The following is a 19273-nucleotide window of genomic DNA, read 5'->3' as shown; positions in this document are numbered from 1 at the left end:
CTACGACGCCTCCCAGCCGATCCGGTCCACGGCATCGTTGAGCAGGGCCAGATACTCGGCCTCCTCGCAGCGCGGCTTGCTGCCCATCACATACAGGTCGAGCGCTTCCTGCGGGTCGGCGGCGATGTCCTCGTCGGGCAGGTCCTCGATGAGTCTGTCGAGCTGGGAAGACATACGGCCCCCTGGGGCAGCGAAGTGGTGAGGGGAAGCTAGCGGTAACCGCCGGGTAGGTACAGGGGCGCGCGAGGACCACCCGGGCGTGAGCCGGTGCGCGGGCACCCGCACAATGGGCGCGTGCCCCGCATAGCTGCCGCGACCCCGTATGTCGACCTCAGCCGAGCCGAGTGGAGTGAGCTGCGGGAACGGACGCCGCTGCCGCTGACCGCCGGGGAGGTGGAGCGGCTGCGCGGGCTTGGTGATGTCATAGACCTGGATGAGGTGCGGGACATCTATCTGCCGCTGTCCCGGCTGCTCAATCTCTATGTCGGGGCGACGCACGGGCTGCGCGGCGCGCTCAATACGTTCCTCGGCGAGGGCGCACAGCCCGGCACGCCGTTCATCATCGGAGTCGCGGGCAGCGTCGCGGTCGGCAAGTCCACGGTGGCCCGGCTGCTGCAGGCACTGCTGGCACGCTGGCCGGAGCACCCACGGGTGGAGCTGGTGACGACGGATGGCTTCCTGCTCCCCAACGCGGAGCTGCACCGGCGCGGGCTGATGTCCCGGAAAGGCTTCCCGGAGTCCTACGACCGACGGGCGCTGACCCGTTTTGTGGCGGACGTCAAGGCGGGCAAGGAGGAGGTCACCGCGCCCGTCTACTCACATCTCATCTACGACATCGTGCCGGGCGAGCGGCTGACGGTGCACCGGCCGGACATTCTGATCGTCGAAGGGCTGAATGTGCTTCAGCCCGCGCAGCCGGGCAAGGACGGGCGTACGCGGATGGGCGTCGCCGACTGTTTCGATTTCTCCGTCTATGTCGACGCCCGGATGGAGGACATCGAACGCTGGTATCTGCACCGCTTCCGCAAACTGCGGGAGACGGCTTTTCAGAACCCTTTCTCATACTTCCGGAAGTACACCCAGGTCTCGGAGGAAGAGGCGCTGGACTACGCCCGGAACACCTGGCGCACCATCAATCAGCCCAATCTCCGGGAAAACATCACCACAACCCGAAGCCGCGCGAACCTGGTCCTGCGCAAGGGCCCCGACCACAAAGTCCAACGCCTCTCCCTACGCAAGCTGTAATAGTTGTGGGCACTCGCGCCGCCGTGTGTTGTGGGCACTCGGGCCGCCCGAGGGGCGGCACGGGTGGGCACAACACACGGCCACCGCCCCGCACCCGCCCAACCCCGGGGCCCGGGGCGCAAGCCCCGGTTCCGGGAAGGGGTGGGATACGGGGAACCCCCCGGCGTCACCCCAGCGCGCTCTTCACCGCGTCAGCCAACTGCTCAGCCACCGCCCGCGCCTGCTCAATATCCGCAGCCTCAACCATCACCCGTACGAGCGGCTCCGTACCCGACGGCCGCAGCAGCACCCGGCCGGTCTCCCCCAGCTCCCGCTCCGCGTCAGCCACCGCCGTCGCGAGGTCGGCGGAGGTCGCCACCCGGGACTTGTCCACATCCGGGACGTTGATCAGCACCTGCGGCAGCCGCTCCATCACCGAGGCCAGGTCAGCGAGCGGCTTACGGGTGGCGGCGACCCGCGCGGCCAGCAGCAGCCCGGTCAGCGTGCCGTCCCCGGTCGTCGCATGGTCCAGCACGATGACATGACCGGACTGCTCACCGCCCAGCGAGTGGCCGCCGCGCTTCATCTCCTCAAGGACATAGCGGTCGCCGACCGCGGTCTGCAGCAGCTCGATGCCCTCGCGCCGCATGGCGAGTTTGAAGCCGAGGTTGGACATCACGGTGGCCACCACGGTGTTCTGCCGCAGCTCCCCGGCCTCCTTCATCCCCAGGGCCAGCACCGCCAGGATCTGGTCCCCGTCGACCTCTTCTCCTGCCGCGTCCACGGCAAGACAGCGGTCGGCGTCGCCGTCGTGCGCGATACCGAGATCCGCGCCATGCTCCACGACGGCGGCGCGCAGCCCCGCCAGATGCGTGGAGCCGCAGTCGTCGTTGATGTTCAGGCCATCCGGAGCGGCGCCGATCGTCACCACCTCGGCGCCCGCTCGGGCGAAGGCCTCCGGGGAGACCCGGGCGGCAGCGCCATGGGCGCCGTCGATGACGACCTTGAGACCGTCGAGCCGGTTCGGCAGGATGCTGGTGAGGTGCTCGACATAGTTGTCGAAGCCCTCGTCGTACGTCTTCACGCGTCCGACGCCCGCGCCCGTCGGACGGTTCCAGGCCTCGCCGGAGGCATGCTCCCGGTAGCGGGTCTCGATCCGGTCCTCCAGTTCATCGGCGAGCTTGTGGCCGCCCCGCACGAAGAACTTGATGCCGTTGTCCGGCATCGGGTTGTGGCTCGCGGAGAGCATCACTCCGAGGTCGGCGCCGAGCGACCCGGTGAGATACGCGACGGCGGGTGTGGGCAGTACGCCCACCCGCAGCACATCGACACCGGCGCTCGCCAGCCCGGCCACCACGGCGGCCTCGAGAAACTCTCCGGACGCGCGCGGATCCCGTCCGACGACCGCCACTGGGCGGTGGCCCTCGAACGTACCCGCCTCGGCCAGCACATGCGCCGCCGCGACTGACAGACCGAGCGCCATCTCGGCTGTCAAATCAGCGTTGGCGACGCCGCGCACGCCGTCCGTACCGAAGAGTCGTCCCACTGGTGTCCTCCGAAGTCGAGCCTGTGAGCCTATTCAGGCATGGGAATAAGACGATATAAAGCGAACGCCCCGATGACACTGAGCGTGCCATCGGGGCTTTCGTTTGGAGCAGTGCCAGCGATTAGCGCTTGCTGTACTGCGTACCCTTACGCGCCTTCTTCAGACCGGCCTTCTTACGCTCGACGGCGCGAGCGTCGCGGGTCAGGAAGCCGGCCTTCTTCAGCGGGCCGCGGTTGTTGTCCACGTCCGCCTCGTTGAGCGCACGGGCAACGCCCAGGCGCAGCGCACCGGCCTGACCGGAGATGCCGCCGCCCGAGATACGGGCGATAACGTCGTAACGGTCATCCAGCTCAAGTACCTTGAAAGGCTCGTTGACTTCCTGCTGGTGCACCTTGTTGGGGAAGTAACCCTCAAGGGAGCGACCATTGATCTTCCACTGGCCACTGCCCGGCACAATGCGGACACGGGCCACGGCGTTCTTACGGCGGCCGGTGCCGGCGGCCGGCTGCGGCTCGCCGAAACGGGACGCGAGCGACTCGGTGGTGTACTCCTCCGCGCCCTCGGGGGTCTCGGTGGTGTACTCCTCGACGGCCTCGTCGATGGCGGGGGTCTCAGCGGTGGTCTCGGCCACGGTTCTCCTCAGCTTCTCTTCGTCTCAGTGGTGGCCGGACTTACTGCGCGACCTGGGTGATCTCGAACGGGACCGGCTGCTGGGCAGCGTGCGGGTGCTCGGAGCCCGCGTAGACCTTCAGCTTCGAGAGCATCTGACGGCCCAGGGTGTTCTTGGGGAGCATGCCCTTGATCGCCTTCTCAACGGCTTTCTCCGGGTTCTTCTCCAGGAGCTCGTCGTAGCGGACGGACCGCAGACCACCCGGGTACCCGGAGTGGCGGTAGGCCAGCTTCTGGGTCCGCTTGTTTCCGGAGAGGTGCACCTTGTCAGCGTTGATGATGATGACGAAGTCACCAGCGTCAACGTGCGGCGCGTACACCGGCTTGTGCTTGCCCCGGAGAAGGGTGGCGGCCTGAGTGGCCAGACGCCCGAGGACGACGTCCTCGGCGTCGATGATGTGCCACTGGCGCTGGACGTCGCCGGGCTTGGGGCTGTACGTACGCACGGTCGTAGCCTTCGCTTCTTCAGTGAGTTGGTCCTGACAAGGCCACCAGGCAGATACGACAGCCTTGACCACACGTCGGTGACGCAAACCGAGTGCTGATCGCTGGTCATCGGCCGGTGGGCCGGTGTAAGGGCCCCTCACGTGAGAATGAGCAAGCCAATACACATAACGAACTGGCAGAATACCGGCCCGCCCCCACCCAGGTCAAAGCGGCCCCGGGCTGCCCCGTCGGGGGAGCACCCCGGGGCCGCCCCGGCGCTACCGGCTCCCTTCCCTCGTCGCGACGCGGGCGGCCTTCCAGGCCGCATGCCGGGCGACCGCGCGCGGGCAGTGGTCACCGTTGCCGAGGCAGCGGCGGCACAGCGCGACGTGGTCCAGATACTCCTTCCACCGGACATCGACCAGCGCGTCAGGCCCCGGTGGATAGTGCGGCGCACAGCCTGGGCAGGCCCACAGGTTGTAGCCGGGCCCAGTGGCGGAGTGGATCTCCCGCACCCTCACCGGCCGGTCGGTGAGCTGCTGGCAGCGGGCGCAGGGTCGGCCGGTGCTCATGAGGCGGCACGGTGTTCATACGCGGCAACGTAGGGCCGCACGAGGACGGTGTCCTCGCCATCCAGCAGCCCGTGCACCCCGTACGGCGACCGATGGCGCGGCAGCGGCGCAAGGGACACCAGGGGAGGCGGTCCGGGCAGCGCCACGGCCACGGCGGGCAGGTCGGCGCACTGGGCACGCCGCCTGCCGGTAGTCGTCGCCAGGGCGGCCAGGACCGTCCTCACCCATTCACGGGCCCAGTGGATAGTGTTCTGCATTGTTGGTCTCCTTCAAAGATCGGCCATGCCCCGGGAGGTCCCACAACCTCGCCGGGGTCTCGCGAGACCATACTGCTATATAGAGCGTCACGTGTCAGATAAACGCGGCATGACGCTTCCATGAGGTGCGTGACGCCGGAGCCAGACATAGCGTCCACTACATGGCGGATGACCAGAGTTGGCGACCGGACCCAGCGAGCCACGTGTATGTGTACGTGCAGGTGGCAGACCACATCGCCGGACAGATCGCGTCCGGCAGGCTCCCCATGGGAGCCCGGCTCTCAGGTGAGCGGGAGCTGGCGGAGCAGTACGGGGTGGCGCTGCTGACGGTCCGCCGCGCGCTCACAGAACCACGCGAACGGGGGCTCGTCATCACAGTGCCCGCGAAGGGCACCTTCGTGGTGAAGCAGGAGCCCGAAGAGTCCAGCGAGATCTAGCCGCTAGCTGTATTGACCCGCAGGGTTGTTGACGCGGCTGATGGGTGGCTGGCCTGCCAGTGCGGTGTGGCAGCGATGGTAGTTGTAGGTGTGCAGGAAGCCTTCGAGGCTCGCTGTTCGATCGGCGTTGCTGGTGTAGGGCCGTAGGTAGGCCCACTCGTCGAGCAGGGTGCGGTTGAAGCGTTCGACCTTGCCGTTGGTCTGTGGCCGGTAGGCGCGGGTGAGCTTGCCGACTGCGCCGAGGTCGGTCAGGGCCTGCTTCCACAGGCTGCTCTTGCGGTAGGACCAGGCGTTGTCGGTAAGGACCCGTTCGATGCGGCGGATGCCCATCCCGGCGAAATGGGCGGCGGCTCGCCGGAGGAACTCTGCGCAGGTAGCGGCTTTCTCGTCGGTGTGGACCTCGCTGTAGGCCAGGCGGGTGTGGTCGTCGACGGCGGAGTGGATGTAGTCGTAGCCGGCGCCGGTCTTGGTCAGTCGGCTGTCTTTACGGCCGTGGATCCGCCAGCCGCCGCCGTCGGGGATCCGGCCGAGTTTCTTGACGTCCACGTGGATCAGTTCGCCGGGCCGGTCGCGTTCGTAGCGGCGGATGACCTGCCCGGTGGGCCGGTCCAGGAAGGACAGCCGGTGCAGGCCGTGGCGGGCGAGGACGCGATGCACGGTGGAGGCGGGCAGGCCAAGGATCGGGCCGATGCGGGCCGGGCCGAGCTTGCGGGTCGTGCGCAGCTCACGCACCCGCGCTTCCATGGCTGGTGCTGTGCGGTGCGGGGTGGTGTGCGGGCGGCTGGAACGGTCATGCAGGCCTGGCTCCCCCTCGTTCCGCCAGCGGCGCACCCACTTGTGGGCTGTCATGCGGGAGACGCCCATCTCCGCCGCGACATGCGCGACCGGACGGCCCGAACACACACGTTCGACCAGCAGCCGCCTGCCATGAACAGTCAGTCGGGCATTACGGTGGGACACGAAGACCTCCGTGCGGTGCAGTCCTAGACAGCTCCACCACACCGGAGGTCTTCGCCATGATCAAGACCCACGAGTGTCAACAACGCTCATGATCAATACAGCTAGCCAGGGTTATCTGTTATGGACTACGGGCCTGATGACGAGATCGAGCACGAAGCTCCCGAACCGCCGTACCGGCAGCTCGCGGGCATCCTGAAGGCGCGCATCGATCGAGGTGACTGGAAGGTCAACCGCCCGATCGCCTCAGAAGCTCGCCTGGTCGACGAGTTCGGTCTCTCCCGGCCTACGGTCCGCCGCGCCATCGCCCTGCTCGTGCAGGAAGGCAGGCTCTTCGTGGTGCCGCAGCGCGGAACGTACGTGGCTGAACGGAAACCGGAGGAATCCGGCGACGAGTAGGCGACAGCGGCGGGGGCCTGGGGGCGGAGCCCACAGTTTCGGGAAGGGGCGGGATTGGGGAACCCACCGGGGAACCCCACCCCGCACAGCAACCCCCACTCCACGACGCCGGATTGTGACCGTCCACCGCGCTAGGCGCCCATCCACTTTCCGTAAGATTCCCCCATGAGCTTTGGGCAAGGGGGACCCGGCTGGGGCCCCGGGGGACCGAATACCCCGGACTGGAACGCACTCGCCGAGGACGCGGAAGCGACCCGCGCACGCAAACGGCGCTGGCTGTTGCTCGGCGGCGGAGCGCTCGCCACCGTGGCCGTCGCCGCGATCGTCGCCGTCGCGGTCATCTCCGAGGGCAACGGCAGCCCCTCCGACACACCGTCCTCCGCGCTGCCCACCCCCGAGGATCTGCCTTCCAGCCCCGCGCAGCCCGAGCCGACCTTCAACACCGAGGCGCCGCCGCCCCCGCCGAACCCGCACGACTACATCTCCGACCCGAAGAAGGACACGGCCCCGCTCAGCACGAAGACGCTGTTCCCGGTCAAGAAGATCAAGGTCAACGGCCGCACCTTCACGCGGACGGCCACCGACTCCACCAAGAACTGCGCCTCCCTCGCCCGGGGAAAGCTCGGCCCCATCCTCACCGCGAACAAGTGCCGTGAGATGCACCGCGCGACCTTCACCCGCGACGGCATCGCGATCACCGTCGGCATCGCGGTCTTTGACTCCGAGGCCGCGGCCAAGAAGGCCAGGGACGACGCCGAGCCCAATGTTGCCCCGCTCCCCGGTGGCGGCACCCCGGAGTTCTGCCGGGCCTCGGCCTGCCGGGCCAGCGCCAACGCCCTTGGCCGCTATGCCTACTTCACCGTTTCCGGCTATCTGAACGGCACGGACGTCACCGAGGAGGAGACCAAGGCCCGCACCGCCGGCCTCGATGTCGCCAAGTACGCCTTCCTCAAGATCCGCCAGCGCGGCGAGGCGCAGGCCCAGGCAGCGGCTACCGACCCGGCACGCAACGGATAGGCAACGGATAGAGTGCGCGTCGCACTCTTGTACGGCAGAGCACAACGGGGGGATGAGCCATGTCCGGTTACGCGGGATGGGACGGCGGATATGGCAACGGTTACGGCGGCTGGTACGCACCGCCGCCACCGCCACCCAAGCCCGGGGCAATACCCTTGCGCCCACTGGCCGTCGGCGACATCCTCAGCGGTGCCTTCAGCGTCATAGGCCGCTATGGGCGGCAGATCTACGGCTTCACCTTCGCGATCCTGGGGATCACGTTCCTCGCCCTCGGCATTGCCGTCGGCCTGGCGTACCTGCTGGTCCACTCCGCCGTGCACGCCGCCTTCGACAGCAGCCCGACCGGTGGCCAGGTCGCCCAGCTGGTCGTCGCAGGCGTCACCGTCGGCCTCGTAGCCGTCCTGACCGGCCTGTACGGCATGGCCGCCCTCCAGGCCGGATACGCCGTGGCCACCTCACACGCCGTTCTCGGCAAGCCGCTGACCCTCGGCGAACTCTGGCGACAGGCCCACCCCCGGGTGCTGTCCGTACTCGGCGTCCAAGTGCTCACCGGTCTGCTCGTCGGCGTTCCGGTCATCCTCGGCTACGCCCTGCTGATCGGCGCCGTTGTTGCGGGCGTCACAGCCGGATCCGGCGCTGGCGTGGCACTCGCGCTGCTGGGCATCCTGCTGTTCCTGGGCGGCGGCGCCTGCGCGGCGTTCTTCTACATCCGCTTCGGCATGGCGCCGACCGCCGCCGCGCTGGAAGGGCAACCGCCGGTCGCCGCACTGCGCCGGTCCTGGCAGCTCGTCCAGGGCTCATGGTGGCGGGTTCTGGGCATCATGCTGCTGGTCGTGATCCTCGTCGGGGTCGTCAACCAGATCATTCAGACCGTGCTGATGCTCATCGGCGGCTTCAGCGTGTCGGCGGCCACCTTCAGCGGGGGAGCCCCGGAACCAGCCACGTTCATCATCCTGCTGCTGGTGATCCTGTTCGCCCTGGCCGTCAGCTCCGCCCTGACCACACCATTCCCGTACCTGGTGGCCACGCTGCTCTACACGGACCTGCGCATCCGCCAGGAACGCTTCGACCTCACCCTCGCCGAGGCCGCGGCCTCAGCAGCAGCCAGCCCCCGGTAGCGACGGTAGCGACCGCTTGTTGCGCGCTGTGTGGTTACGGGCCGCCAGCTGCTCGTCGGCCGGGTAGCCGACCTCCTCCAGGGTCAGGCCATGCGGCCGGACGACATGGACGGCCGAGTCCCGTACGCCCGCCGCGAGCACCTTGGCGGGCCACTCGGGCGGGCGGTGACCGTCGCCGACGAACAGCATCGCGCCAACCAGCGAACGCACCATGTTGTGGCAGAAGGCGTCGGCCTTGACCGTGGCCTCCAGGATGCCTTCCGAGGTCCGGACCCAGTGCAGCGTCTGGAGCGTGCGGATGGTGGTGGCGCCATCACGCTTCTTGCAGTAAGCGGCGAAGTCATGCTCGCCCACCAGCTTCGCGGCGGCGGCGTTCATGGCGTCGAGGTCGAGCGGCCAGTTGTGCCACAGGACGTGCCCGCGCAGCAGCGGGTCCACGCCGCCCGGGTGGTCGGTCACCCGGTAGGCATAACGCCGCCAGATCGCGGAGAAGCGGGCGTTGAAGTGCGCCGGTGCCTCGGAGACGCGCCACACCCGGATGTCCATCGGCAGCCGCCCGGCGAGCCTGCGCAGCAGCTGCTCACCGTGCTGGGCCCACAGCTCCCCGGGAAGATCAAAATGGGCGACCTGCCCCCGGGCATGCACGCCCGCGTCCGTACGGCCCGCGACCGTCAGCTCGAAGGGCTCCGGCTGCCGCATCACGACCCGCAGAGCATCCTCCAGCTCACCCTGCACGGTCCGCCGCCCACGCTGCGCGGCCCAGCCCGAGAAGCCCTTCCCGTCATACGACAGGTCCAGCCGTACCCGTACGAAGCCGGGCTCCACCGCATCACTCACGCCGTCGATCCTCTCAAACTGTTCCTGAGACACGAGCGGGCCCGCTCCCCCAGGGGAGCGGGCCCGTCGCCGCTTCGGGGAGAAGAACGCTCAGGCGTCCTTCTTCTCCTCGGCCGGAGCCTCGTCGGCGACCTCGTCGGACTTGGCCTCAGTCTCAGCCTCGACCTCGGCCTCAGCCGGGGTCTCGTCCTTATTCAGGTCCGCCAGAACCTCGTCACCAGCGGCGTCCTTCGCGGAGCGCTTGGTGGCGGCCTCGGCCTCACCGACAGCCTTCTGCTGCACGGTCAGGGCTTCCACCAGCTCGATGACAGCCATGGGCGCGTTGTCGCCACGGCGGTTACCGATCTTGGTGATGCGGGTGTAGCCACCCGGACGGTTCTCGTACCGCGGGCCGATCTCGGTGAAGAGCGTGTGCACGACGCTCTTGTCCGTGATCTTCTGCATCACCTGGCGGCGGTTGTGAAGGTCGCCCTTCTTCGCCTTGGTGATCAGACGCTCCGCGTACGGGCGCAGGCGGCGGGCCTTCGCCTCGGTGGTGGTGATGCGGCCGTACTCGAAAAGGCTGGTGGCGAGGTTCGCCAGCATGGCCTTCTGGTGCGCGGCGCTGCCGCCCAGACGGGCACCCTTGGTGGGCTTCGGCATGTTGTTTCTCCTTGAGCTCTGCACCGGCCGTATCAGGTACCGGTGTCAGGTCGGCTGAGCGGTCGCCCAGCCGAAACTTGAGCGCCGGGGTCTCGGGGCAAAGCCCCGAGACCCCGCCGCAACGGCGATCAGCCGTACAGGCTTCAGTACTGCTCGGTCTCCACGAAGCCCTGGTCCGTGTCGTCCTCCGCGCCGAAGGCGTCGGCGGCGGCGGTCGGGTCGAATCCGGGCGGGCTGTCCTTGAGGGCCAGGCCCATGCCGGCCAGCTTCGCCTTGACCTCGTCGATCGACTTCGCACCGAAGTTACGGATGTCGAGCAGGTCGGCCTCGGAACGCGCCACGAGCTCACCCACGGAGTGGATGCCCTCGCGCTTGAGGCAGTTGTAGGAGCGGACGGTGAGCTCCAGCTCCTCGATCGGCAGCGCCAGATCGGCGGCGAGCGCAGCGTCGGTCGGGGACGGGCCCATGTCGATGCCCTCGGCGTCGACGTTGAGCTCGCGGGCCAGACCGAACAGCTCGACCAGGGTCTTACCGGCGGACGCCATGGCGTCACGCGGCCGCATGGCCTCCTTGGTCTCGACGTCGACGATCAGCTTGTCGAAGTCGGTGCGCTGCTCGACACGGGTCGCCTCGACCTTGTAGGTGACCTTGAGCACCGGGCTGTAGATGGAGTCCACCGGGATACGGCCGATCTCCTGGCCCACCTGCTTGTTCTGTACCGCGGAGACATAGCCGCGACCGCGCTCGACGGTCAGCTCCATCTCCAGCTTGCCCTTGCCGTTGAGGGTGGCGAGGACCAGGTCGGGGTTGTGGACCTCGACACCGGCCGGCGGGGCGATGTCCGCGGCGGTGACCAGGCCGGGGCCCTGCTTACGCAGGTACATCACGACCGGCTCGTCGTGCTCCGAGGAGACGACCAGGCTCTTGATGTTGAGGATGAGGTCGGTGACGTCCTCCTTGACGCCCGGCACGGTGGAGAACTCGTGCAGGACACCGTCGATCCGGATGCTGGTGACAGCAGCGCCGGGGATCGAGGAGAGGAGCGTACGACGCAGGGAGTTACCGAGGGTGTAGCCGAAACCCGGCTCCAGCGGCTCGATCACGAACCGGGAGCGGAACTCGTCGACGACCTCTTCGGTCAGGGAAGGACGCTGAGCGATCAGCATGGGAAATTGCCTCCAGTCTTCGGCAACCGCTATTTGATGCCGACAGCCCCGGGCGGCGGCCCGAGGTCAATACTGCAAGGATACGGGCGGTCCGGCGGAATGCCGGGCCGCCCGTACAAGTCGATCTCTACTTACTTCGAGTAGAGCTCAACAATCAGCTGCTCCTGCACCTAGGTGTCAATGCTGCAACACCCTGGGGAGTAATCCCCAGACCCCAAGCCGCACACACGGTGCGAACCCCGGGCCGGACGCCGAAGCGGCCAAGCGCTACCCGTTACTTCGAGTAGAGCTCAACGATCAACTGCTCCTGCACCTGGGTGTCGATCACCTGGCGCTCGGGCAGCGAGTGCACGAGGATCCGCAGCTGCGACGGGATGGCCTCCAGCCACGCCGGAACGGTCTTCTCGCCGGCCTCCGCCTGAGCCACCTGGAAGGGGGTCATGTTACGGGAGGACTCGCGGACCTCGATGATGTCGTTGGGAACGACACGGGCCGACGGGATGTCGGTCTTGCGACCGTTCACCATGATGTGGCCGTGCCGGACCAGCTGGCGGGCGTGGTCACGGGACTTGGCGAAGCCAGCCCGGTACACCACGTTGTCCAGCCGGGTCTCCAGGATGCGCAGCAGGTTCTCACCGGTCTTGCCGGACTTCCTGTTGGCCTCGTTGAAGTACCCACGGAACTGCTTCTCAAGGACACCGTAGATACGAGCGGCCTTCTGCTTCTCACGCTTCTGCAGCAGGTACTCGCTGTCCTTGGTGCGCCCGCGACCGTGCTCACCCGGGGGGTAAGGACGGATCTCAATCGGGCACTTTGCGCTCTCGCACTTGCTCCCCTTGAGGAAGAGCTTCTGCTTCTCCCGACGGCAACGCTTGCAGTCGGCCCCGGTGTAACGCGCCATTGTCTTAGTTCTCCTACTTCAGCTGGTCAGACGCGGCGGCGCTTCGGCGGGCGGCAGCCGTTGTGCGGTGTCGGGGTGACGTCCTGGATCGAGCCGACCTCAAGGCCGGTGGCCTGGAGGGAGCGGATCGCGGTCTCACGGCCGGAGCCGGGACCCTTGACGAACACATCGACCTTGCGCATGCCGTGCTCCTGCGCGCGGCGGGCAGCCGACTCGGCGGCCATCTGCGCAGCGAACGGCGTCGACTTACGCGAGCCCTTGAAGCCCACGTGACCGGCCGAAGCCCAAGAGATCACGTTGCCGGTGGGGTCAGTGATCGAAACGATGGTGTTGTTGAACGTGCTCTTGATGTGAGCGTGCCCGTGGGCGACGTTCTTCTTCTCCTTGCGGCGCACCTTCTTGGCGCCGGCCGTACGGCCCTTTGGAGGCATAAGCTTCTTTATCTCCCGTGGAGGTGATCGGTCCTACAACTCGGACCGCTTATGAGCGTCCGGTTGTGGACTACTTCTTGCCCGGCTTCTTCTTGCCGGCGATCGCGCGACGCGGGCCCTTGCGGGTGCGAGCGTTGGTCTTGGTGCGCTGACCACGGACCGGGAGGCCGCGACGGTGACGCAGACCCTCGTAGTTACCGATCTCGACCTTGCGACGGATGTCGGCCTGGATCTCACGACGGAGGTCGCCCTCGGTCTTGAGGTTGGCCTCGACATAGTCGCGGATCTTGAGCAGTTCCTCTTCGCCCAGATCACGGACGCGGGTGTCCGGGTTCACACCAGTGTTCTTCAGGGTCTCCTGGGCACGGGTGCGACCGATGCCGAAGACGTAGGTGAGGGCGACCTCAACGCGCTTTTCACGCGGGAGATCAACGCCTGAGAGGCGTGCCATGGATGTGGCTCCTGATTGCTATTCGGAGGTCTTCCGCAGCACCGTTCCCGTAAGACTCTTGAGTATTACGAGCCGGGTCCCCGGCCTCCGACCGGGGGTGTCGTCCCCACACATGACATGGGGGGTCGGGTGACTGCGTATGTACTTATCGCTTGCGTCGCGTGAAGATTTGCGAGGTACGAGGCGCAGGTCGTGCGTCAGCCCTGGCGCTGCTTATGGCGCAGGTTGTCGCAGATGACCATGACCCGACCGTGGCGGCGGATCACCTTGCACTTGTCACAGATCTTCTTGACGCTCGGCTTGACCTTCATGGGATTGAGGTTCTCCGGGTCAGTGCCGTCACCCCACGGGAGCGGGGCGCAGGCAAGATCTACTTGTAGCGGTAGACGATCCGTCCACGCGTCAGGTCGTAGGGAGACAGCTCCACCACGACACGGTCGTCGGGAAGGATACGGATGTAGTGCATCCGCATCTTGCCGCTGATGTGCGCGAGGACCTGGTGCCCGTTCTGGAGCTCCACCTTGAACATCGCGTTCGGGAGAGACTCGACGACGGTGCCCTCGATCTCGATGGCCCCTTGTTTTTTGGCCATGCTTGAGCGCTTCACCTTCCGGGATCGGCTACCTGGATCGGTCGCAGGCATAGGGATATACCAGGACCGACGAGCCAGTCTACGTTACGCTCCGGGGAAAGACGAATCCAGGGAGCATCCCCGGATTCCAAGATCCTTACCCCCAAACCGGGCACCGGTCGCCGGGTGGGTTTCCCCTATCCCGCCCCAAGCGTTGTGGGCAGTCGTTCCGCCAGGGGCGGAACGGGTGGGCACAACACCGGCCCACCGGCCGCACCCGGCAAACCCCGGGGCCCGGGGCGAAGCCCCGGTTACGGGAAGGGGCGGGAATCGGGGAGCCCCTCCACCCGGCACGGGTGATTGCGCGGGCCTCGCCCAGCACCGGGGCAGGCCGGTGAGCCCGCGCTGAATCCGGGGCAGCGGCCCCGCCACGCTCAGCCCAGCGGATCCGGGGCGGCCTCGATGCCGTACTCGGCCAGCTTCGCCCTGCCCCCATCGGGGGCAGTCAGCACCAGAGGACCCTGCTCGGTCAGGGCCACCGAGTGCTCCCAGTGACTCGACCACGTACCGTCATTCGTCTTGACGGTCCACTCGTCGGCGAGGGTATGCGTCTTCGGGGTGCCGAGGCTGACCATCGGCTCGATCGCCAGACACATGCCGGGCACCAGCTTGGGACCGCGGCCGCGCTTGCGGTCGACGTAGTTCAGCAGGTGCGGATCCATGTGCATCTGGCTGCCGATGCCATGGCCGCCGTAGTCCTCGATGATCCCGTACTTACCGGAAGCGGGACGGGGCTGGCGGCGGATATAGCCCTCGACCGCCTTGGAGATATCAACGAGCCGGTTGCCCTTCCGCATGGCCGCGATCCCGGCCCACAGGGACTCCTCGGTGACCCGGCTCAGCTCGATCAGCTCAGCGGAGTGGCCTTCTCCCACGAAGACCGTGAGAGCGGCGTCGCCGTGCCAGCCGTCGATGATCGCCCCGGCGTCGATGGAGATGATGTCGCCGGACCGCAGGACGGTCTCCCGGTCCGGGATGCCATGGACGACAACATCGTTGACCGATGTGCAGATATTGCCGGGGAAGCCGCCGTACCCGAGGAAGTTCGGTTTGGCGCCGTGGTCGGCCAGCACCTTGGCGGCCACCTCATCGAGGTCTTTGGTCGTGGCTCCGGGGACTGCCGCTTCCCTGCACGCCTTGTGCATCGCGGCGACGACAAGCCCCGCTGCGCGCATCTTCGCGATCTGCTCGGGGGTCTTGATCTCCACCATGCGGCTGACGCCTTCCACATCCGACTACATCAACGATTACGCGGCACCGCCGCCGGGCCGCGTCATCCAGACACGCCCGACCTCAACGATACGGCCTGTGCGGCCCCGCATCCGAGGCCGCGTTGGGCCATCCTCCCCGGAGGGGGCGGCCCCGTACGCGCAGCGGCCGCGGTGGCCCCATAGGGCACCGCGGCCACATAAAAGCGCCATCCGGCTATTCGCCGCTTCCCAGCGCAGCCATCGCGCGGGTGGTTACCTCGCTGACCTGACCGAGCGCTGAGATCGTCGTCACCAGGCTCTGGGCCCGGTAGTAGTCGATGATCGGCTCGGTCTCGCTGTGGTAGACAGCGAGCCGCTTGCGGACCGTTTCCTCGCTGTCGTCCTCGCGCTGGTACAGCTCGCCGCCGCACAGATCACAGACGCCCTCAACCTTGGAGGGGGTGTACTCGACATGGAAGATATGGCTGCTGTCATTGCGACACATCCGGCGGCCGGCGATCCGCTTGACTACCTCGTCCTCGGGGACCTCCAGGTCCAGCACCGCGTCCAGCTTCAGCCCGGCGTCCTTGAGGATGGCGTCCAGCGCCTCCGCCTGGGCGAGGTTGCGCGGGAAGCCGTCCAGCAGAAAGCCGACCTCCGCGTCCGGCTGCTCCATGCGGTCCTTGGCCATCCCGATCGTCACCTCGTCCGGCACCAGCTGGCCGGAGCGCATGTACTCCTGCGCCTTCTGCCCGAGCTCCGTGCCCTGGCTGATGTTGGCGCGAAACAGGTCGCCGGTGGAGATATGCGGGATCGACAGGTTCTCGGCAAGGTACGCGGCCTGCGTGCCCTTGCCCGCGCCGGGCGGCCCAACGAGGACAATACGCATCAGCGGAGGAACCCTTCGTAGTTGCGCTGCTGAAGCTGGCTCTCGATCTGCTTCACGGTCTCCAGCCCCACACCCACGATGATGAGGATGCTGGTCCCGCCGAACGGGAACTCACCCTGTGCGTTAAACGCGATCAGCGCGACGGTGGGTACCAGGGCGATCAGACCGAGGTAGATCGACCCGGGCCACGTGATGCGGTTCAGCACGTAGCTCAGATACTCCGCCGTGGGACGGCCCGCCCGGATACCCGGGATGAAGCCACCATACTTCTTCATGTTGTCGGCGACTTCTTCGGGGTTGAAGGAGATGGCCACATAGAAGAAGGCGAAGAAGACAATCAGCAGGAAGTACGTAACGACATAGATCGGGGCATCCTGGCTCTGGAAGTTGCTCGAGATCCAGTCAGCCCAGCCCGCCTGGGAGCCGCTGAAGGAAACGATGAGTGCCGGGATGTAGAGCAGCGACGAGGCGAAGATGACCGGAATCACACCCGCCTGGTTGACCTTCAACGGGATGTAGGTCGACGTGCCGCCGTAGGAGCGACGGCCGATCATGCGCTTCGCGTACTGCACCGGAATACGGCGCTGGGCCTGCTCGACAAAGACCACCAGGGCGACCATCCCCAGCCCGGCGACAATGACCGTGCCGAACTCGATCCAGCCGCCTGCCAGGGTGCCCTGCTTCTGGATGGCCCACAGAGCGCTCGGGAACCCGGAGGCGATCGAGATGAACATCAGCATCGACATGCCGTTGCCGATCCCGCGCTCGGTGATGAGCTCACCGAGCCACATGATGAGCGCGGTGCCCGCGGTCATCGTGATCACCATGGTGATGGTGGCGAAGATGGAGTCGTCCGGGACGACCTCACCCGCGACGGAGCAGCCCGAGAAGAGGGTGCCGGTGCGCGCGGTCGCCACCAGACCGGTGGCCTGCAGCACCGCGAGCGCCACCGTCAGATAGCGCGTGTACTGCATGATCTTCGCCTGGCCCGACTGCCCCTCCTTCTTCAGGGCTTCAAGCCGCGGAATCACCACCACCAGCAGCTGCAGGATGATGCTCGCCGTGATGTACGGCATGATCCCGAGCGCGAAAATGGTGATCTGCATCAGCGCGCCACCGCTGAACATGTTCGCCAGATCGAACAGGCCCTGCTGCTGTCCCCGCGAAGCCTCTTCCATGCAGATCTGGACGTTCTGGTAACTGACGCCCGGGGTCGGGATGTGCGCTCCCAGCCGGAAGAGCACGATGATGCCCAGCGTGAACAGCAGCTTCTTGCGCAGGTCGGGCGTTTGGAATGCCCGGGTGAACGCGCTGAGCACGGTACCTCCTGCCCCTCCCACTTCTTATGTGGAAGGGCTCGTCGTATACAGGGCCACGGCTCTGGCCGTTGAGCAGCGGCCCGCCACGCACGGCAGCGGACACAGCGGGGCCAGCATAGCCACAGCTGATCCTAGGAACTCTAACAATGACCCTTGGGAACTCTAGCAGTGCAGCGGACTTCCCCTGAGTCCGTTGTGCCCACCACCGTTGACCTCACCGGCCCGCCGCACACGACTCCCACCCCGGGGCCCAGCCGGGCAGTTCAGTCGCTGCTTCTACCGAACCGCCGGTGATGATGCTACCGACGTCTCCCTCGGGACCCCTAATGGTGACCTTCCGGTCCGGGTAGGTGCCACCACCATCGGTGAACTCCGAGGTCACCAGCCCTTGCTCCACCTTCCAGTGGGATTTTCCCTCACCCGTGGTGCGGGCATCGGCCGGAATGGCGCGCGGCCCGAAGAGCTCTGCCAGCACGATTTCCAGGGTCTCCGGCGCGGGCGGCGGCATCTCGTCATCCAGCTGTCGGCAGTCGTCCCAGGTACGAATCGTGACCGTCCTGGGATCAGTGGCTTCCCAGCGGCGTTCCTCGGAGATCCCGCCGTTGCTGCGGGTGATGAACCGCATGGCGGCTATCCGGCCATCGCGGTGTGAGACATGAATGCTGACCTTCCGGTCAATACGACGGTCCTGTTCCGGTGCGGCATCGGCCTGCACGGTCTCGGTGAAACTGATCAACGCGACCTCACCCGGCGGCTGATCACGCTGCCGCCCATCACGCTGCTGCACAACGATGAAGGCCACCGCGAGGGAGATAACCGCTGCGATGGCCGAAATAACCCATGCTCGTCTGGTCATCAGGGAATCCAGGGGACGGCGCGGACGTACAAAACGCGATCGCCTGCCTGCAATAAACGCAGGCAGGCGTCGCTCAGGCCTCAGCTTCCGGAATTAACAGGTGAACCGCTTGTGCGGGCTGTTTCCGCGGCCGATCTGCTTACCCAGCTTGACGATACCGTAGGTACGGTAATTGTGATTGCCCTCGCCCTTGCAGTTCCAGCCGAGATAGAACGACTTGTTGCCGGACCAGGATTTGTGAGCCCACTTGCCGTTCAGCCCCGACCAGCCGTACCAGCGGTGGTACTGAAGGCCGGCCTTCAGCTGGTAGCCGCTGCAATTGTTGACGGTCGACACCTTCGCCGTGGTCGTGGAGTTCTTCTTGTACGGCTTGCCGAGCTTGAGCGTACAGAGCGCCTTCGCCCCGACGGCCGAGCTGGCCTGTGTGGCGACGCGGGACTCCTGAGCCGCCCGCTCACTTCCCCCACCGGGCGCTGCCGCCGCCCCTGTCGCACCAGCGATGGCGGTCAGACACATCACGGTGCTCGCGGCCACCCCGGTGACCTTCTTTGACATCTTGCGCATCGTGCAACCTTTCCCATTGAAGGTCTTTCAACGAGCGCCTCCCCCCGTAACAGGAAGGCCGAACGCAGGTGCCAGCCTTTCAGCGCCATCGATACCGGTCAAGCTCTTATGCCCGCATAAGAGCGGTGGAGCGCATCACATATCAAGGCAGCTATATATCGGCTGGTCTATATAGCAGCGCTGATATATAACGCGGCCGGTATATAGCTGCGCTGATATACAGCAGTGCAGCCATATATCAGCGCGGAAATGCCGACGGCCTGGGTTCCTCTCCCCCATGAGGAGAAAGTAACCCAGGCCGTAAGAGCCAGCCGGGACTCAGATGAGTTCGGTGACGGTACCGCCGGCGGCGGTGATCTTCTCCTTGGCGGAGCCGGAGACGGCGTCAACCGACACCTGCAGCGCCACGGTGATCTCGCCGGCGCCGAGCACCTTGACGAGCTCGTTCTTGCGCACAGCGCCCTTGGCGACCAGGTCGGCCACCGTAACCTCGCCACCCTGCGGGTAGAGCGCGGCCAGCTTCTCCAGGTTCACGACCTGGAACTGCTTGTGGGCGGGGTTCTTGAAGCCCTTGAGCTTGGGCAGCCGCATGTGCAGCGGCATCTGCCCACCCTCGAAGCGCTCCGGAACCTGGTAACGGGCCTTGGTGCCCTTGGTGCCACGACCGGCCGTCTTACCCTTGGACGCCTCACCACGACCGACACGGGTCTTGGCGGTCTTGGCGCCCGGGGCCGGACGGAGGTTGTGGACCTTCAGCGGCTTGTCTTCCGCCAT

At 66.6% G+C, this 19273-nt stretch carries 26 protein-coding genes; 5 read left to right on the top strand and 21 right to left on the bottom strand.

The window, feature by feature from the left end:
- The gene (locus tag test1122_RS16435) at positions 1 to 174 is read right to left on the bottom strand and encodes a hypothetical protein (protein ID WP_232269916.1); all 174 of its coding nucleotides are present in this window, start codon (positions 172 to 174) and stop codon (positions 1 to 3) included.
- Between the two features lie 93 nt (positions 175 to 267).
- Between test1122_RS16435 and coaA the strand changes: the two genes are divergently transcribed.
- Entirely contained in the window at positions 268 to 1245 is a 978-nt protein-coding gene (gene coaA / locus test1122_RS16430) for a type I pantothenate kinase (protein ID WP_422396993.1), read from the top strand.
- A 166-nt stretch (positions 1246 to 1411) separates the two neighbouring features.
- Here coaA and glmM read toward each other — a convergent pair whose 3' ends face one another.
- From glmM to test1122_RS16405, 5 genes are all read right to left on the bottom strand, one after another.
- Positions 1412 to 2770, bottom strand: coding sequence for a phosphoglucosamine mutase (gene glmM, locus test1122_RS16425; protein WP_232269914.1), 1359 nt, complete (start codon positions 2768 to 2770; stop codon positions 1412 to 1414).
- 121 nt (positions 2771 to 2891) lie between these two features.
- Positions 2892 to 3401 carry a 30S ribosomal protein S9 gene (rpsI, locus tag test1122_RS16420; protein ID WP_232269913.1) on the bottom strand — a complete coding sequence of 170 codons (510 nt, stop codon included), beginning with the start codon at positions 3399 to 3401 and terminating at the stop codon, positions 2892 to 2894.
- Between the two features lie 40 nt (positions 3402 to 3441).
- Positions 3442 to 3885, bottom strand: coding sequence for a 50S ribosomal protein L13 (gene rplM / locus test1122_RS16415; RefSeq protein ID WP_232269912.1), 444 nt, complete (start codon positions 3883 to 3885; stop codon positions 3442 to 3444).
- A gap of 258 nt (positions 3886 to 4143) precedes the next feature.
- The gene (locus test1122_RS16410; protein WP_232269911.1) at positions 4144 to 4437 is read right to left on the bottom strand and encodes a hypothetical protein; all 294 of its coding nucleotides are present in this window, start codon (positions 4435 to 4437) and stop codon (positions 4144 to 4146) included.
- Positions 4434 to 4694, bottom strand: coding sequence for a hypothetical protein (locus tag test1122_RS16405; protein WP_232269910.1), 261 nt, complete (start codon positions 4692 to 4694; stop codon positions 4434 to 4436). The genes test1122_RS16410 and test1122_RS16405 overlap by 4 nt, the downstream gene beginning before the upstream one ends.
- 161 nt (positions 4695 to 4855) lie before the next feature.
- Here test1122_RS16405 and test1122_RS16400 point away from each other — a divergent pair, with 161 nt between their 5' ends.
- On the top strand, positions 4856 to 5131 hold the full coding sequence (locus tag test1122_RS16400) for a GntR family transcriptional regulator (protein ID WP_232269909.1): 276 nt from the start codon (positions 4856 to 4858) through the stop codon (positions 5129 to 5131).
- A gap of 3 nt (positions 5132 to 5134) precedes the next feature.
- On the opposite strand, the gene test1122_RS16395 is transcribed toward test1122_RS16400, so the two are convergent.
- Positions 5135 to 6091, bottom strand: coding sequence for an IS481 family transposase (locus test1122_RS16395; protein ID WP_232269908.1), 957 nt, complete (start codon positions 6089 to 6091; stop codon positions 5135 to 5137).
- A 120-nt stretch (positions 6092 to 6211) separates the two neighbouring features.
- Here test1122_RS16395 and test1122_RS16390 point away from each other — a divergent pair, with 120 nt between their 5' ends.
- The 3 genes from test1122_RS16390 to test1122_RS16380 all read left to right on the top strand — a co-directional run bounded on the left by test1122_RS16390 (position 6212) and on the right by test1122_RS16380 (position 8622).
- Positions 6212 to 6487 (top strand): GntR family transcriptional regulator, encoded by a 276-nt coding sequence (locus test1122_RS16390; protein WP_232269907.1) that lies wholly within the window; start codon positions 6212 to 6214, stop codon positions 6485 to 6487.
- 165 nt (positions 6488 to 6652) lie between these two features.
- Complete coding sequence (locus test1122_RS16385) at positions 6653 to 7504, top strand: hypothetical protein (RefSeq protein WP_232269906.1); 852 nt, start codon at positions 6653 to 6655, stop codon at positions 7502 to 7504.
- Between the two features lie 59 nt (positions 7505 to 7563).
- Positions 7564 to 8622, top strand: a complete 1059-nt coding sequence (locus tag test1122_RS16380) for a DUF7847 domain-containing protein (RefSeq protein WP_232269905.1) — start codon at positions 7564 to 7566, stop codon at positions 8620 to 8622.
- Here test1122_RS16380 and truA read toward each other — a convergent pair.
- The 14 genes from truA to rplO form a co-directional block, all read right to left on the bottom strand.
- Positions 8599 to 9459: a tRNA pseudouridine(38-40) synthase TruA gene (truA, locus tag test1122_RS16375; RefSeq protein ID WP_232269904.1), complete on the bottom strand. Its 861-nt coding sequence runs from the start codon at positions 9457 to 9459 to the stop codon at positions 8599 to 8601. The genes test1122_RS16380 and truA overlap by 24 nt on opposite strands.
- Before the next feature lie 90 nt (positions 9460 to 9549).
- Positions 9550 to 10101, bottom strand: coding sequence for a 50S ribosomal protein L17 (gene rplQ / locus test1122_RS16370; protein ID WP_232269903.1), 552 nt, complete (start codon positions 10099 to 10101; stop codon positions 9550 to 9552).
- 143 nt (positions 10102 to 10244) lie between these two features.
- Entirely contained in the window at positions 10245 to 11267 is a 1023-nt protein-coding gene (locus test1122_RS16365) for a DNA-directed RNA polymerase subunit alpha (RefSeq protein ID WP_232269902.1), read from the bottom strand.
- Between the two features lie 274 nt (positions 11268 to 11541).
- Positions 11542 to 12168: a 30S ribosomal protein S4 gene (gene rpsD, locus test1122_RS16360; protein WP_232269901.1), complete on the bottom strand. Its 627-nt coding sequence runs from the start codon at positions 12166 to 12168 to the stop codon at positions 11542 to 11544.
- 26 nt (positions 12169 to 12194) lie between these two features.
- The gene (rpsK, locus tag test1122_RS16355) at positions 12195 to 12599 is read right to left on the bottom strand and encodes a 30S ribosomal protein S11 (protein ID WP_004571845.1); all 405 of its coding nucleotides are present in this window, start codon (positions 12597 to 12599) and stop codon (positions 12195 to 12197) included.
- Between the two features lie 70 nt (positions 12600 to 12669).
- Positions 12670 to 13050 carry a 30S ribosomal protein S13 gene (gene rpsM, locus test1122_RS16350; RefSeq protein WP_232269900.1) on the bottom strand — a complete coding sequence of 127 codons (381 nt, stop codon included), beginning with the start codon at positions 13048 to 13050 and terminating at the stop codon, positions 12670 to 12672.
- A gap of 197 nt (positions 13051 to 13247) precedes the next feature.
- A complete protein-coding gene (gene rpmJ, locus test1122_RS16345; RefSeq protein WP_003956441.1) occupies positions 13248 to 13361 on the bottom strand; it encodes a 50S ribosomal protein L36 in 114 nt (37 codons plus the stop codon).
- Between the two features lie 59 nt (positions 13362 to 13420).
- Positions 13421 to 13642: a translation initiation factor IF-1 gene (infA, locus tag test1122_RS16340; RefSeq protein WP_003948620.1), complete on the bottom strand. Its 222-nt coding sequence runs from the start codon at positions 13640 to 13642 to the stop codon at positions 13421 to 13423.
- Positions 13643 to 14055: 413 nt separating this feature from the next.
- On the bottom strand, positions 14056 to 14892 hold the full coding sequence (gene map, locus test1122_RS16335) for a type I methionyl aminopeptidase (protein WP_232269899.1): 837 nt from the start codon (positions 14890 to 14892) through the stop codon (positions 14056 to 14058).
- A 214-nt stretch (positions 14893 to 15106) separates the two neighbouring features.
- Complete coding sequence (locus tag test1122_RS16330) at positions 15107 to 15760, bottom strand: adenylate kinase (protein WP_232269898.1); 654 nt, start codon at positions 15758 to 15760, stop codon at positions 15107 to 15109.
- Positions 15760 to 17079, bottom strand: coding sequence for a preprotein translocase subunit SecY (gene secY / locus test1122_RS16325; protein WP_232269897.1), 1320 nt, complete (start codon positions 17077 to 17079; stop codon positions 15760 to 15762). The genes test1122_RS16330 and secY overlap by 1 nt, the downstream gene beginning before the upstream one ends.
- A 214-nt stretch (positions 17080 to 17293) precedes the next feature.
- A complete protein-coding gene (locus test1122_RS16320) occupies positions 17294 to 17935 on the bottom strand; it encodes a hypothetical protein (protein WP_232269896.1) in 642 nt (213 codons plus the stop codon).
- A gap of 93 nt (positions 17936 to 18028) precedes the next feature.
- A complete protein-coding gene (locus test1122_RS16315; protein WP_232269895.1) occupies positions 18029 to 18499 on the bottom strand; it encodes a hypothetical protein in 471 nt (156 codons plus the stop codon).
- A gap of 318 nt (positions 18500 to 18817) precedes the next feature.
- Positions 18818 to 19273 (bottom strand): 50S ribosomal protein L15, encoded by a 456-nt coding sequence (rplO, locus tag test1122_RS16310; protein ID WP_232269894.1) that lies wholly within the window; start codon positions 19271 to 19273, stop codon positions 18818 to 18820.

Source organism: Streptomyces gobiensis, assembly GCF_021216675.1.
Taxonomy (GTDB): Bacteria; Actinomycetota; Actinomycetes; order Streptomycetales; family Streptomycetaceae; genus Streptomyces; species Streptomyces gobiensis.
This window is presented reverse-complemented; position numbering and strand designations above follow the sequence as displayed.

Excerpts from the sequence above, each read along its gene's own strand:
- test1122_RS16435 (WP_232269916.1), bottom strand. The coding sequence starts at position 174 with ATGTCTTCCCAGCTCGACAGACTCATCGAGGACCTGCCCGACGAGGAC.
- test1122_RS16410 (WP_232269911.1), bottom strand. The coding sequence starts at position 4,437 with ATGAGCACCGGCCGACCCTGCGCCCGCTGCCAGCAGCTCACCGACCGG.
- test1122_RS16405 (WP_232269910.1), bottom strand. The coding sequence starts at position 4,694 with ATGCAGAACACTATCCACTGGGCCCGTGAATGGGTGAGGACGGTCCTG.
- test1122_RS16400 (WP_232269909.1), top strand. The coding sequence starts at position 4,856 with ATGGCGGATGACCAGAGTTGGCGACCGGACCCAGCGAGCCACGTGTAT.
- test1122_RS16390 (WP_232269907.1), top strand. The coding sequence starts at position 6,212 with ATGGACTACGGGCCTGATGACGAGATCGAGCACGAAGCTCCCGAACCG.
- test1122_RS16385 (WP_232269906.1), top strand. The coding sequence starts at position 6,653 with ATGAGCTTTGGGCAAGGGGGACCCGGCTGGGGCCCCGGGGGACCGAAT.
- test1122_RS16380 (WP_232269905.1), top strand. The coding sequence starts at position 7,564 with ATGTCCGGTTACGCGGGATGGGACGGCGGATATGGCAACGGTTACGGC.
- rplQ (WP_232269903.1), bottom strand. The coding sequence starts at position 10,101 with ATGCCGAAGCCCACCAAGGGTGCCCGTCTGGGCGGCAGCGCCGCGCAC.
- test1122_RS16365 (WP_232269902.1), bottom strand. The coding sequence starts at position 11,267 with ATGCTGATCGCTCAGCGTCCTTCCCTGACCGAAGAGGTCGTCGACGAG.
- rpsD (WP_232269901.1), bottom strand. The coding sequence starts at position 12,168 with ATGGCGCGTTACACCGGGGCCGACTGCAAGCGTTGCCGTCGGGAGAAG.
- rpsK (WP_004571845.1), bottom strand. The coding sequence starts at position 12,599 with ATGCCTCCAAAGGGCCGTACGGCCGGCGCCAAGAAGGTGCGCCGCAAG.
- rpsM (WP_232269900.1), bottom strand. The coding sequence starts at position 13,050 with ATGGCACGCCTCTCAGGCGTTGATCTCCCGCGTGAAAAGCGCGTTGAG.
- rpmJ (WP_003956441.1), bottom strand. The coding sequence starts at position 13,361 with ATGAAGGTCAAGCCGAGCGTCAAGAAGATCTGTGACAAGTGCAAGGTG.
- infA (WP_003948620.1), bottom strand. The coding sequence starts at position 13,642 with ATGGCCAAAAAACAAGGGGCCATCGAGATCGAGGGCACCGTCGTCGAG.
- map (WP_232269899.1), bottom strand. The coding sequence starts at position 14,892 with ATGGTGGAGATCAAGACCCCCGAGCAGATCGCGAAGATGCGCGCAGCG.
- test1122_RS16330 (WP_232269898.1), bottom strand. The coding sequence starts at position 15,760 with ATGCGTATTGTCCTCGTTGGGCCGCCCGGCGCGGGCAAGGGCACGCAG.
- test1122_RS16320 (WP_232269896.1), bottom strand. The coding sequence starts at position 17,935 with ATGACCAGACGAGCATGGGTTATTTCGGCCATCGCAGCGGTTATCTCC.
- test1122_RS16315 (WP_232269895.1), bottom strand. The coding sequence starts at position 18,499 with ATGCGCAAGATGTCAAAGAAGGTCACCGGGGTGGCCGCGAGCACCGTG.
- rplO (WP_232269894.1), bottom strand. The coding sequence starts at position 19,273 with ATGGCGGAAGACAAGCCGCTGAAGGTCCACAACCTCCGTCCGGCCCCG.